Source organism: Herminiimonas sp. NPDC097707 (assembly GCF_044761395.1).
GTDB lineage: Bacteria > Pseudomonadota > Gammaproteobacteria > Burkholderiales > Burkholderiaceae_D > Oxalicibacterium.
Window position 1 is genome coordinate 2,366,818 of sequence record NZ_JBIWCI010000001.1, and the last position, 12,302, is coordinate 2,379,119.

The 12,302-nt window shown below is 57.4% G+C and carries 11 protein-coding genes; 4 read left to right on the forward strand and 7 right to left on the reverse strand.

From position 1 onward, the window contains the following. Position 1 precedes the first annotated feature (1 nt). Both ACIQW9_RS11490 and ACIQW9_RS11495 read left to right on the forward strand, forming a co-directional pair. Entirely contained in the window at positions 2-904 is a 903-nt protein-coding gene (locus ACIQW9_RS11490; RefSeq protein ID WP_402336794.1) for a pseudouridine synthase, read from the forward strand. Positions 905-959: 55 nt separating this feature from the next. Beyond that, positions 960-1,187, forward strand: a complete 228-nt coding sequence (locus ACIQW9_RS11495) for a hypothetical protein (protein ID WP_402336797.1) — start codon at positions 960-962, stop codon at positions 1,185-1,187. 21 nt (positions 1,188-1,208) lie between these two features. Here ACIQW9_RS11495 and mdoH read toward each other — a convergent pair whose 3' ends face one another. The 3 genes from mdoH to ACIQW9_RS11510 form a co-directional block, all read right to left on the reverse strand. Then, positions 1,209-3,722, reverse strand: coding sequence for a glucans biosynthesis glucosyltransferase MdoH (gene mdoH / locus ACIQW9_RS11500; protein ID WP_402336799.1), 2,514 nt, complete (start codon positions 3,720-3,722; stop codon positions 1,209-1,211). Then, positions 3,722-5,254, reverse strand: a complete 1,533-nt coding sequence (locus ACIQW9_RS11505; RefSeq protein WP_402336801.1) for a glucan biosynthesis protein G — start codon at positions 5,252-5,254, stop codon at positions 3,722-3,724. Before ACIQW9_RS11505 ends, mdoH begins: the two co-directional genes overlap by 1 nt. A 388-nt stretch (positions 5,255-5,642) precedes the next feature. Then, positions 5,643-5,969, reverse strand: coding sequence for a hypothetical protein (locus tag ACIQW9_RS11510; RefSeq protein WP_402336804.1), 327 nt, complete (start codon positions 5,967-5,969; stop codon positions 5,643-5,645). A 163-nt stretch (positions 5,970-6,132) separates the two neighbouring features. Between ACIQW9_RS11510 and ACIQW9_RS11515 the strand changes: the two genes are divergently transcribed. Further along, positions 6,133-7,029: a YihY/virulence factor BrkB family protein gene (locus tag ACIQW9_RS11515; RefSeq protein ID WP_402336807.1), complete on the forward strand. Its 897-nt coding sequence runs from the start codon at positions 6,133-6,135 to the stop codon at positions 7,027-7,029. A 93-nt stretch (positions 7,030-7,122) separates the two neighbouring features. Next, the gene (locus ACIQW9_RS11520; protein ID WP_402336809.1) at positions 7,123-8,370 is read left to right on the forward strand and encodes a DUF418 domain-containing protein; all 1,248 of its coding nucleotides are present in this window, start codon (positions 7,123-7,125) and stop codon (positions 8,368-8,370) included. A 10-nt stretch (positions 8,371-8,380) separates the two neighbouring features. On the opposite strand, the gene ACIQW9_RS11525 is transcribed toward ACIQW9_RS11520, so the two are convergent. The 4 genes from ACIQW9_RS11525 to ACIQW9_RS11540 are packed head-to-tail and all read right to left on the reverse strand — an operon-like array spanning position 8,381 to position 12,252. Next, the gene (locus ACIQW9_RS11525; RefSeq protein WP_402336812.1) at positions 8,381-9,388 is read right to left on the reverse strand and encodes an ABC transporter ATP-binding protein; all 1,008 of its coding nucleotides are present in this window, start codon (positions 9,386-9,388) and stop codon (positions 8,381-8,383) included. Further along, positions 9,381-10,370 (reverse strand): ABC transporter ATP-binding protein, encoded by a 990-nt coding sequence (locus ACIQW9_RS11530; protein WP_402336815.1) that lies wholly within the window; start codon positions 10,368-10,370, stop codon positions 9,381-9,383. The genes ACIQW9_RS11525 and ACIQW9_RS11530 overlap by 8 nt, the downstream gene beginning before the upstream one ends. Beyond that, positions 10,367-11,272: an ABC transporter permease gene (locus ACIQW9_RS11535; protein ID WP_402336818.1), complete on the reverse strand. Its 906-nt coding sequence runs from the start codon at positions 11,270-11,272 to the stop codon at positions 10,367-10,369. The genes ACIQW9_RS11530 and ACIQW9_RS11535 overlap by 4 nt, the downstream gene beginning before the upstream one ends. Positions 11,273-11,274: 2 nt before the next feature. Continuing rightward, positions 11,275-12,252 (reverse strand): ABC transporter permease, encoded by a 978-nt coding sequence (locus tag ACIQW9_RS11540; RefSeq protein WP_402336821.1) that lies wholly within the window; start codon positions 12,250-12,252, stop codon positions 11,275-11,277. Positions 12,253-12,302: the final 50 nt, after the last annotated feature.

Genomic DNA, 12,302 nt, shown 5'->3' on the forward strand with positions numbered 1-12,302 from the left:
AGTGAATAAACTTGCCAAGCCGGCCAGCAGGAATGGCGTGGGCCCCAGCAGCGTGGCCTTGCCGCCCGGACGGTGGACCAGCATCATCGCTTTTCTGACCGAACAATTCCCGGCCATTTCTCACAGCGAATGGGTGGTACGCATGCAACGCGGCGATGTGCTGGATGCACACGGCAATGTATTGAGCCTCGCCAGTCCTTACCAGCCACACAGCAAGATTTACTACTACCGCAGCCTGCCGGCCGAGCCGCGCATACCCTTCGATGAAGTGGTGTTATATCAGGACGATTATCTGCTTGCCGTCGACAAGCCGCATTTCCTGCCGGTGACGCCGGCCGGTCGCTATCTGCAGGAAACCCTGCTGGTACGACTGAAAAATTCACTCGGCATCGACACGCTGGCGCCCATGCATCGCATTGACAGAGAAACCGCGGGTTTAGTGTTATTTACGATACAGCCGCACACGCGCAATCTGTACCAGACTCTGTTCCGCGAACGCAGCGTCAGCAAGGAATATGAAGCCATCGCGCCGTATCGCGCCGACTTGGCCCTGCCGACCACTTATCGCAGCCGCCTGATGGAAAGCCCTGCCTTCATGAAGATGGAAGAAGTCGCGGGTGAGCCGAATGCGGAAACCAGGATAGACCTGATGGAAGTACAAGATGTTTTGGCGCGTTACAAGCTGGAACCAGTCAGCGGCCAGAAGCATCAATTGCGCGCGCACATGACGGCACTCGGCATACCTATCGTGAACGACCGTATTTACCCCGAGCTGTATCCGGACGAAGGTGCGGAACAGGATTACAGTCAGCCTTTGAAATTACTGGCGAAAACGATCTCCTTTACCGATCCGATTTCGCGCCAGTTGCGCCAGTTCGAGAGCCGGCAAAGTTTGTCGTTTTAGAAGTGCACGGAAAAATCACTTACACTGTGGCGCTTACATTTACCCAAGGAAATCGATGTCACTGGAAACCATAGGCGGCTTTATCAGCGGTCTGATCACACCACTAACAACCTTGATCGCGGAAAAACTCGGCGACCGTTTTGGTGGCCAGGAATCAACTCTCAGACAAGTGGTAATTCAAACTCTGGCATTCGTGCTGCTGCTGATACCCGTTGCGCTGCTCCTGGTTTCGCTGATTGGCATGCTCATCTTCAGTTTCCAAATGCTGAGCGCAGGCTTCTGACTCAAAAATTTCACGCGCGCATTACGCTGCGTGACGCAAGACCTTGTCCTTGCTCTCATTTATTTGAATACGAATACGCTCCAGCCAATCCGCATGCGCATGTCCTGAAGTCCATACAGCCAGATGCAGTTGCGACATATGCAGTGGATCGCTCAGCAGGATATTCTTTTGCGCATCCGCCAGCGCGGCAGATCCACTCAACAAGGCAGTCTGTACCAGATCCGCGCTGATTTTTTGTGCCGCAGGCGAACGGCGCAGATGCAACTTGCCACTGGCGCACACAACAGCATTGAAACGCGGCTCGACTACCGCATCGATGAAGCTGGATGGTGGCGGCGCGGCCTTCACATGCGCAACCGTCGCCAATAATTCTACCGGCGGCTCGACTTCTTCCGGAATCAAAAACAGTTTTTTCTTGCGAAAGCGCAAGCCGTTAACCACCTTGCTGGAATAAATCGAAATCGGAATCGCCACTGCCAGTGAACCGACGATAGGCAACAGCCACGGCAGGAAAGTCGGATTCAGCCAGAACACCGCCCCGCCCCAGGCCAGACCCAGCAAGGTATGCAAACCGTGATGGCGAAATGCTTCGCCCGGGCTGGTTTCCGCATCTTCACGCGGCGGCGATTTCCAGCGCAAGGCCCAGCCCATGAAAGCAGCAATCACGAAGTGCGTATGGAACAGCATGCGTACCGGCGCCAGCAGCATCGAGAAAAACATTTCAATCAGGACGCTGAACAGCAAACGCATACGGCCGCCGAACTGTGCCGCGCCCTGGACGCAAATCAACACGGCGCTCAGTATTTTCGGTAAGAACAATAATGTGGCGGTGGCGCTGAAGAGTGCCAGCGCTTTTTCCGGATGCCATTGCGGCCAGTTCGGGAACAGCTGCCACGGCTCGGTGAAATAGGTCGGATCGGTCAGCGTATGTTGCGCCAGCAAGCCGGTGGACAGGATCAGGAACAGGAACCACAGCGGCGCCGACAGATATGCCATCACGCCGGTGACGAATACGGCGCGATGCACCGAGTGCATGCCGCGCGACAGGAACAGACGGAAGTTCATCAGATTGCCCTGGCACCAGCGGCGGTCGCGTTTCAATTCATCCAGCAGATTCGGCGGCATCTCTTCGTAACTGCCATCCAGATCGTAGGCGATCCAGACCTTCCAGCCGGCGCGCCGCATCAAGGCCGCTTCGATGAAATCGTGAGAAAGAATTTCGCCGGCGAACGGGCCTTTGCCCGGCAGCAGCGCGAGCGCGCAATGTTCGATGAAGGGCTTGAGGCGGATGATTGCGTTATGTCCCCAATAATGCGATTCGCCGAGCTGCCAGTAATGCAGGCCGGCGGTAAATAAAGGTCCGTACACGCGGGTGGAGAATTGCTGAATGCGCGCATACAGCGTATCGCGGCCAGCCGCACGCGGCGCAGTCTGGATGATACCGGCGTCCGGATTGGCTTCCATCGATTGCACCAGCTTGCTCAGGCAGGCACCGCTCATCACGCTATCCGCATCCAGCACGACCATGTAGCGATAGTTGTTGCCCCAGCGGCGGCAGAAATCATCGATGTTGCCGCTCTTGCGCCGTACGCGGCGCTGTCGGCGGCGATAGAAGATGCGACCGAAACCATCGACCGCCTTGCAGAGTGCCGCCCACTCCGCCACTTCCGCCGCACAGGTATCGCTGTTGCCGCTATCGCTCAGAATGAAAAAATCGAAGTGATCGAGCTGACCGGTCTTCTGTACCGATTCGTAGGTCGCGCGCAAACCGGCGAACACACGCGCCACATCTTCATTGCAGATGGGCATCACGATGGCGGTTCTGGCATCGGCTGCGATCGCACCGTCAGCGACGGCAGTTTTTGAAATGAGGTAAGGATCCTTGCCGCGCGCCAGCAGGATGAAGCCGGTCATCGCCGTCCAGAAGCCGGCCGAGACCCAGCAGAACAGCAAGGCAAACAGCGCCAGCATCGCGATCTCCAGCCACTCCTTGCCCTGGTAGGGCAATACGCGACTCATGTAATACGTGGCGAGCGCAGTTTGCCCCAGCATCAGCAACAGCAACAGCAGGCGCCGCATGCCGCCGCGTGCGGGATGGTCTTCTGCCGACTGCTCGAGCGCAGCGGCATCCCCGGTTTGCACACGCCCGAACAGCTTCTGGAACCAGCGCGTGACGGGATTCAACGCGCCCCACGGACGCGGCACCATGGACACCCGATTGATAGGCGGTGCCACGCACAATTGCGCCGGGTCTTTTTTCCCATTCGGATGGTCGCCGGGTGCGCCCTCCTGTCCGCAGCACAGCGCCGCCTGCCCAAGCGCCAGCTGCGCGCGTGCCGCGACCGAACCATAGGCCGGATTGCCGGCATCGGCATTTTTCTGCGCCAGGATGTGATGCAGCCGCGTCATTGCATCACGCGTCGACAAAGTCGGCTTCTCTGCCAGTTGCGCTTCTATGCCGTCACGTACCGCCGGCGGCAGCGACAGGCGATCCAGATAATGCCGGCACGGCAAGGGGATAAGCGGCGCGTCCATCAATCTGCCGGCAAGATGTAACTCCACGTTTCCGATAGAGTTGTATTGAGGGTATGCAGAAAGCCGCGCAATTCAACCGGCTTCTTGTCATCCACGCGCCTGATCCGCAAGGCTGCGCGCCAGCCGCCGGTGGCCGGATTTTGCACTACATGCGATTCCAGGATTTCACCGTTGCTGTCGGCCGAGACCCGTACATTGATTTTTGCATCCTTGGGCAGCTTCTTGAATATGGGACCCTCAAAATCGACGAACAGGGCAATGCTGTCATCCGGTTTGCGCAGATAGCCATGTCCGCGCCTGGTCTGCGTCACCCATGACAAGGGCGGCCCTTTTTGCGCACCCTGTAGCCATGACAATCGATAGTCGAAATTGATGGGCACACCCGGCTTGGGCAGCTGATCCGGTACCCAGTATGCAACGATGTTGTCATTGAATTCGTTGGGCGTCGGTATCTGCACCAGCTCCACGCGCCCGGCGCCCCATTTCCCCATCGGCTCCACCCAAGCGCTGGGGCGCGCTTCGTAACGCGCTTCCAGGTCTTCATAGTTGGTCTGCTTTGCATCGCGCTGCATCAAGCCAAAACCGGATGGATTGCTCAATGTGTAGGAAGTCACCAGCAAACGCTTGGGATTGACCAGCGGTCGCCAGATCCATTCGCCGGTCCCGGATTGAATCGACAAGCCGTCCGAATCATGCACCTCGGGACGATAATCTTCCACTGCTGCGCGCTGGTTTTCGCCGAAGAAATACATGCTGGTCAAAGGAGCAATGCCGAGCTTGCTGACGTTCTCACGCAGATACAACTGCGATTTGACTTCGGTAATCGTTTGCTCGCCGGGCTTGACGATGAAACGATAGGCACCGGAAACGCGCCTGGAATCCAGCAAGGCATAGATCGTCAGCTGCTTGCTGTTGGCTGCAGGTCGTGCAATCCAGAATTCCACAAAACGCGGAAATTCCTCACCCGAGTTCAGCGCAGTATCCACCGCCAGTCCGCGCGCGGATAAGCCATAGATCTGCTCCTTGCCCACGGCACGCAGATAACTGGCGCCGAGAAAAACCACCAGCTCGTCCTTGTAGGTCGGTTTGTTGAGCGCGTAATGCACGCGAAAACCGGAAAAGCCCGCGTGCTTCAAATCCTGCGTGCTTAATTTGTTGGCGCCGTAATCGAAAGCGCGTGCATCGAAAGGAATCGGTCGCGCACGATTGCCGGTGATTTCGTTGATCTTGACTGCGCTTTCAAATTGCCGCCCCTGATGGAAGAAGGTCAGCTCGAACGGCAATTTGGCGCTGCGCCAGTAAGCACTGTCGCGTTTGTAACGAATGTCGCGATATTGATCGTAGTCCAGATTCTCCAGGCCTTTGGAGATGTTCTTTTGCGGCTCCTTGTAGGAGGTGGCCGCAAGTTGCCTGGCCTTCCTGGCGACATCGTTAAAGTCGAAGGCCAGCGCAGGCACACAGGGGATAAAGGAAAGGGCCAGCAACAAAATACCTGACTGCACCCGCGTGAACATAAAGAAATTCTGCAACATATTTTCCAACCTATACAAACCTGGCAACTGCAAATACCGAACCAACTTCGCCGAAGAACCGCAAACGGTTGCTGAATGACCGGCGTCACAATGCCATCTGGAATAAAAATGATTTTTCGGGGAATAGCGTCATCCCGGCGTGAAACGTCTGTTTCTATTGGATGCGCCTGACAAGCCAATGGGATTGCATGCTGTCAATAAAGTTCCGCTATCGGGTGCGCTTCTGCATATTCCAGCAAAATTTCCTGAAGGCACATTGCATGCCATCGAATGCCGGGCGCTGTATAAAGCGTTACCGCCACACAAAAAGAAGATGTTATTTTTTAATCCGCCAACGACCAGTCATGAACCAGCATACGTATTGCGACAGCATCGACGCCATATATATTCACGCCTGCCACACGCCATACCCCACTTCGCGCAAGCCTATGCCGAGCTCCACTTCCATCTCGCACGCAGCTTCATATGGCATCGGGTTATAGACCGCATACAGTTCGGGCAGCAGGCGCAGGCCGAATTTTTGAACGTATTTATTGCTCTGAATTCCCGCCTTGTGCTTGTCGAAACGCAGGTCCGGGTCGAGTCCGGTCATGCCGACGTAGACGCACGGCTTGCCGGGAATGTAGTCGGGATTGGCTTTTCTGAAACGCGGTTCGTACAGTACATCGGGCGACAGCTCGACGACGTAGACATGGTGGTGATGGCGACGCGACATGGGGATTCTGCATAAAACGCAAACGTGCCGTCAGCATAGCAGGCCGCGCAACATGACACCTCATCACAGCGGCAATTATTGAAAGCACACGCACTATCGGTACAATCTGCACAGATGCCGCATCATCCGCGCCGCCGCTCATCAGGCAGAAAGAAAATCCGCAATGAAAGAAAATTATCTACAGCAGGCATGGTCGCTGACCAAGGAAGCCGTGCAGGCATGGGTCGACGACTTTGCTCCCAGCATGGGCGCCGCGCTGGCCTACTACACGATTTTTTCACTGGCGCCGATGCTGATCATCGTGATTGCGATTGCCGGTTTCTTCTTTGGACAAACCACGGCGCAGGGCGAAATCATCCTGCAATTGCGCGACATGGTGGGCGACACAGGCGCTGCCGCAGTGGAAGGCTTGCTGAAATCCGTCAGCAAGCCGGGCCAGGGCATCATCGCTGCCACGCTCGGCATTCTGACGCTGATGATAGGTGCAACGGCAGTGTTTGGCGAATTGCAGAGCGCGCTGGACCGGATCTGGAAAGTGCCGCCGGAAGCCAAGGGCGGCATCTGGAAAATGCTGCGCAAACGCCTGCTGTCCTTCGGCATGATCATGGGGCTGGGCTTCATGCTGCTGGTGTCGCTGATCCTGAGCGCCGCACTGGCCGCGCTCGGCAAATGGTGGGGCGATGTACTTGGCACCTGGAACATCGTGCTGCAGGTGTTGAATATGGCCGTATCGTTTGGCGTCGTTACCGCCCTGTTCGCACTGATTTACAAATTCATGCCGCGCGCGACCATACCGTGGCGCGATGTCTGGGTCGGTGCGGTGGTGACTGCCTTGCTGTTCACGCTGGGAAAATTCCTGATCGGCCTGTATCTGGGCAAAACCAATATGGCATCCGGTTTCGGTGCTGCCGGTTCACTGGTCATTCTATTGGCATGGATTTATTATTCGGCGCAGATTTTTCTATTGGGCGCTGAATTTACCTGGGTGTTTTCACAACGGCGTCTGGCGCGCATCACTGCAGAAAGTTCGCCCGCATCACAAATTTCCAGCACGGAATAAAGCAGCAGCCTCGCACAACAGACTGCAAAGCGATGCGGTCTGTTTTTATTCTCCGGCAGGCAAATCACCCGCGCAGCATACACACAGGTAACGATGAGCGACATGCAAAATCCGCCGCAAGTTTCACGTTCAGCCCGCATCGATGCGCTGCGCGGCATTGCCGTGTTCGGCATTCTGCTGGTGAACGTATGGTCATTCATCTGGGGCTTCGAGAGTTTGCGCTACGGTGTTCTGCCGGCCACCGCATCCATCCTCGATGTACTGTCAGTCGCCTTTGTCGCCTTCTTCGCCGAGCAAAAGTTCTACCCTATCTTCGCCTTCCTGTTCGGTGCGGGCTTCGTGCTGCTGACGCGCTCGCTCAAACGCAAGCTGGGGCGCTGGAGCGACGCCGAACGCTTGTATCGTCGCCGTCTGAAATGGTTGCTGGCTTGCGGCATCCTGCACGGCACGCTGATCTGGTTCGGCGACATCCTCACTGTGTATGCGATCGCCGGCTTCTGGGTGCTCTCGGGCCTGGCCGGTGCGCGTCTACACAAAGTACGCAGCAATCTGCGCATCTGGAGCATCGTCTTTATCGTGCTGCTGCTGGCGAATTTCATCTTGAGCGTGCAAATGATCAAGGCCGGCGGCCTGTATGAGCAGGCGAAAAATACCGTGGCCGCCGTCGAAGCCGGACGCCTTACTTATACGCAAGGCAATCTGCTCACCATCGCCATCCAGCGCATAGGCGATTATCTTTCGGTAACCACGCAATCGCTGTTCATCCTGCCGCATATCGCCATCCTGTTTTTGCTCGGTGCGACGGCGGTGCGGCGCGGCTGGCTGACGCAACCGTGGCGACACCGGATTTTTTGGCAGCGAGTGAAATGGACAGGCCTGGCGATCGGCATACCCTTTAATCTGGCATGGGCCACGGTGGCGCTGACGGAAGCCATCGATCCGCTGCATCCTTCGGCTTATGCTTTTCTGCTCTACGCATGGCTGCCGATAGGCGGTTCCTGCCTGGCCGCAGCCTATGTTGCGATGGTCATGCAGGCCGGACAAAACGCGGGGCGCTGGCTCGAATACTGTTTCGTGCCGGTCGGTAAAATGGCCTTGACGCTATATCTGATGCAGTCGCTGCTATGCGCATTGCTGATACAGGGTTTCGGCCTGAGTCTGGGCGCCACATGGTCGCCTGCCGGATGGCTGGGCATTGCGTTTGCCATCATGCTGCTGCAACTGGGATTCAGCCATTGGTGGCTGGCGCGACATGCGCAAGGGCCGCTGGAAATGCTGATGCGCCGCTATATACACAAAGAATTCGACAAGGAGCGCGATCAGGACGCAAGATCTGTCTAGCGCATAAACGTTAGGCCGCGTCGTTCAAATGGCAGGCGGAAAAATGCTGCGGCGCCACTTCCTTCAGCAGCGGTTGCTCGACGCTGCAACGCGGCATCGCATGCGGACAACGCGGATGGAAATGGCAGCCGGTTGGCGGATGCAGCGGCGATGGAATCTCTCCCTTGACCGCATAGAAGTCTATCTTCTTCACTTCCAGCTTGGGGGCCGACGCCAGCAAGGCAACGGTGTACGGATGATTCGGTCGCGCAAATAATGCTGCCGTCGGCGACGATTCGACGATACGCCCCAGATACATGATGAGCACGCGATCCGATACATGGCGCACCACGCCGAGATCGTGACTGATGAACAGATAGGTCAGGTTCAGCTCATCACGCAGTTTGATGAACAGATTCAGCACCTGCGCCTGTATCGATACATCGAGGGCCGCCACCGCTTCATCGCAGACCAGCAGTTCCGGCTTGACGGCCAGCGCGCGTGCAATGCCGATACGCGCACGCTGACCACCGGAAAACTGATGGGGAAAGCGGCGTGCCAGTGCCGGGTCCAGCCCTACCGTTTGCAACAGCCGGGCAACATAGTCGGTTTGCCCGGAAGCGGGAATCATGCTGTGCGCCACCGGCGCCTCCCCGATCACATCCTGTATCCGCAGACGCGGATTCAGCGATGCATACGGGTCCTGAAAAATCATTTGCATGCCGAGTTGCTGCTGCCGTCTTTCTGCCGCGCTGGAGGCATCGAGATCTGCGCCTTTCCATAAACGGCTGCCGGAAGATAGCGTATGCAAGCCGACCGCCATGCGGCCCAGCGTCGATTTTCCGCAACCGGATTCGCCGACCAGACCGACCACTTCACCTGCATGTATCGTCAGCGTCACCTGATCGACTGCGTGCACGACTTCGGCGGATTTCTTCGCGCCGAACAGATTCGCGATGCGTGCCGCCGCATCCAGAGGCTGGGCGAAACGCTTGCTGACATCCTGCAACGCCAGCAGCGGCTGCATGTGTTCAGTCATGCGTGGCCTCCATCGCAGCACTGATGGGATGAAAGCAGCGCAAGGTACGTGCGCCATCGATGGATAAAGGCGGCGTATTTTCGCAGACGACCGTCGCACGCTCGCAACGTGTGCGGAAGGCGCAGCCGGATGGTAGATTCAATAATGAAGGCGTCATGCCGGGAATCTGCTGCAAGGGCAGTCCCGGCAGATTGCGCGATGGCGACGATGCGATCAGGCCATGTGTATAAGGATGCTGCGGCTGTTCCAGCACCTCTTGCACGCTGCCGCTTTCGACAATCTTGCCCGCATACATCACACAGACCGCATCGGCCAGTCCGGCAATCACGGAAAGATCATGCGTAATCCAGATCAGCGCTGTGCCGGATTCGCGGCACAGCTTTTGCATTTCATACAGGATCTGGCCCTGTATCGTGACATCGAGCGCAGTCGTCGGCTCATCGCAGATGATCAGGTCCGGCTTGTTCAGCAAGGCAATCGCGATTGCCACGCGCTGCCGCATGCCGCCGGAAAACTGATGCGGATAAGCCAGCAGTCTTTCATCCGGCGAGGCAATCCCGACGCGCACCAACGCATCGCGCGCCATTGCACGCGCCGTCGCCTTGCTGACATCCTGATGCGCCAGCACCGCTTCCATCATTTGCGTATCGATGCGCAAGACCGGATTGAGCGTCATCATCGGGTCCTGGAAGATCATCGCGATGCGATTGCCGCGTATGCGACGCATCGCTTCCGGCGACAGATCGAGCAGGTTCTGTTCCTTCAACAGGATTTTCCCGGCTACGATTTTTCCCGGCGCATCTATCAAACCCATGATCGAATACGCGGTCATCGATTTACCCGAACCCGATTCGCCGACCAGCCCGAGTATCTGCCCGGGCGCAACCGTAAACGACACATCCTCCACCGCTTTCACCACGCCTTCGCGCGCAGTGAAATGCATCTGCAGGTTTTGTACCGTCAGTGTGGGAAGGTTCGTCATTGTGTCTGCAGGCGTGGATTGAGCACGTCGCGCAATTGATCGGCCACCAGATTGATGGAGACCACCGTCAGCAACAGGGCAATGCCGGGAAACACGCTGATCCAGTATTTGCCGGACATCATGTAATCGAAACCGTTGGCGATCAGCAAGCCCAGCGAGGGTTCCGTCACGGGCAAACCGAGGCCGAGAAAGGACAGCGTGGCCTCCAGCGAAATCGCCGAGGCAACTTGCAGCGCGGCGATCACGATCAGTGGCGGCAGACAGTTGGGCAACAGGTGACGGAACACAATGCGCAGCGGCGACAGGCCGAGGCCGCGCGCCGCTTCCATGTATTCCTTCTTGCGCTCGACCAGCGCGGCGCTGCGCGCAGTGCGTGCGTAATACGCCCATTGCACGGTAATCAGTGCGATCACGATCTTGTCTATGCCCGGCCCCATCAGCGCCAGCAGGATCAGCGCCACCAGTATCGGCGGGAAGGACAGCTGGATATCGGCCACACGCATGATGAAACTTTCCGTGCGGCCGCCGAAGTAGCCGGCGCACAAACCCAGCGTCAGACCGATCAGCAAGGCGATCGCGGTGCTCGCGACGCCGACGATGATGGAAATCCGCACGCCGTACAGTATCGCCGACAGCATGTCGCGTCCCTGTTCATCGGTGCCGAGCAGATAGGTAAAGCTGCCATCGAGATTCTGTGCGCCGGGCGACAGACGCGAATCCATGATGTCTATCTGCGTCAGGTCGTAGGGATTTTGCGGTGCGATGACAGACGCAAAAATCGCCGCCAGCACAATCAGCAGCAAGAGCACGCATCCGGTAGCGGCGATTTTACTGGCGAAAAAATTGCGCACAAACCGCTGGAACGGCGTTTCTATTGCGATGGATTGAATGGTGGCATCCATCATCAGTTCCTCGTATCCGTCAGACGCACGCGCGGGTCCAGCAGCGAATACGCGACATCGACGATCAGATTGATCAGTATGAACAGCGCCACCACCAGCATCAGATAGGCAACGATCACCGGCCTGTCCAGCACGCGTATCGAATCGATGATCAGCTTGCCCATGCCGGGCCATGCAAATACCGATTCAGTCACGATGGCGAACGCGATGATGGAACCGAACTGCAGTGCGATCACGGTGACGATGGGAATCAAAATATTTTTCAGCACATGCACACCGATGATGCGGCTGTTGCGCAGCCCCTTGGCGCGCGCAAACTTGACGTAATCCTGCAGCAGCGCTTCCTGTGCACCGGCGCGCGTCAGGCGTATCACCAGTGCGATATTAAACAGCGCCAGATTGAAAGCCGGCAGCAGCAGATGTCTTAATCCATCCAGCGTCAGGAAGCTGACCGGCACGCCAAACAGCAGCGTGGTTTCGCCGCGCCCGCCTGACGGCAGCCAGCCGAGTTGCACCGCAAACACCATGATCAGCATCAGGCCGACCCAGAAAGTCGGCAACGAAAAGCCGAGTATGGAAATCGCCATGATGCTTTTTCCGCTCCAGCTGTGTGGGCGCAGGCCGGCCCACAGGCCGAGTGGAATACCAAGCACGATGGCGATCAGGATCGCACCGATCGCCAGCTCCAGTGTCGCCGGCAGACGTTCGAGTATCAATGCCAAAGCCGGTGTCCCGAAGGAAAACGAGCGACCCAAATCACCGCTCAGCGCTTGCTGGATGAAGATGAAGTATTGCTGCCACAGCGGTTTGTCCAGCCCGAAGGCGGCGATGGTGCGGGCGCGCTCAAGCTGGTCGGCATCGGGGCTGATCAACATGTCGATCGGATTGCCGATTGCATACACGCCGATAAAAACCAGCAGCGACATCACTGCCAGCACGACGATGCTTTGTCCGAGACGGCGCAGAATAAAGTCGAGCATGATCAGCAAGCGCCTGCGAATGCAGGTGCACGCAAACCGGCGCGCACCTG

What these genes read in the sequence shown, in the direction of transcription:
- ACIQW9_RS11495 (WP_402336797.1), top strand. Translation starts at nt 960, where the DNA reads ATGTCACTGGAAACCATAGGCGGCTTTATCAGCGGTCTGATCACACCA.
- mdoH (WP_402336799.1), bottom strand. Translation starts at nt 3,722, where the DNA reads ATGGACGCGCCGCTTATCCCCTTGCCGTGCCGGCATTATCTGGATCGC.
- ACIQW9_RS11505 (WP_402336801.1), bottom strand. Translation starts at nt 5,254, where the DNA reads ATGTTGCAGAATTTCTTTATGTTCACGCGGGTGCAGTCAGGTATTTTG.
- ACIQW9_RS11510 (WP_402336804.1), bottom strand. Translation starts at nt 5,969, where the DNA reads ATGTCGCGTCGCCATCACCACCATGTCTACGTCGTCGAGCTGTCGCCC.
- ACIQW9_RS11515 (WP_402336807.1), top strand. Translation starts at nt 6,133, where the DNA reads ATGAAAGAAAATTATCTACAGCAGGCATGGTCGCTGACCAAGGAAGCC.
- ACIQW9_RS11520 (WP_402336809.1), top strand. Translation starts at nt 7,123, where the DNA reads ATGAGCGACATGCAAAATCCGCCGCAAGTTTCACGTTCAGCCCGCATC.
- ACIQW9_RS11525 (WP_402336812.1), bottom strand. Translation starts at nt 9,388, where the DNA reads ATGACTGAACACATGCAGCCGCTGCTGGCGTTGCAGGATGTCAGCAAG.
- ACIQW9_RS11530 (WP_402336815.1), bottom strand. Translation starts at nt 10,370, where the DNA reads ATGACGAACCTTCCCACACTGACGGTACAAAACCTGCAGATGCATTTC.
- ACIQW9_RS11535 (WP_402336818.1), bottom strand. Translation starts at nt 11,272, where the DNA reads ATGGATGCCACCATTCAATCCATCGCAATAGAAACGCCGTTCCAGCGG.
- ACIQW9_RS11540 (WP_402336821.1), bottom strand. Translation starts at nt 12,252, where the DNA reads ATGCTCGACTTTATTCTGCGCCGTCTCGGACAAAGCATCGTCGTGCTG.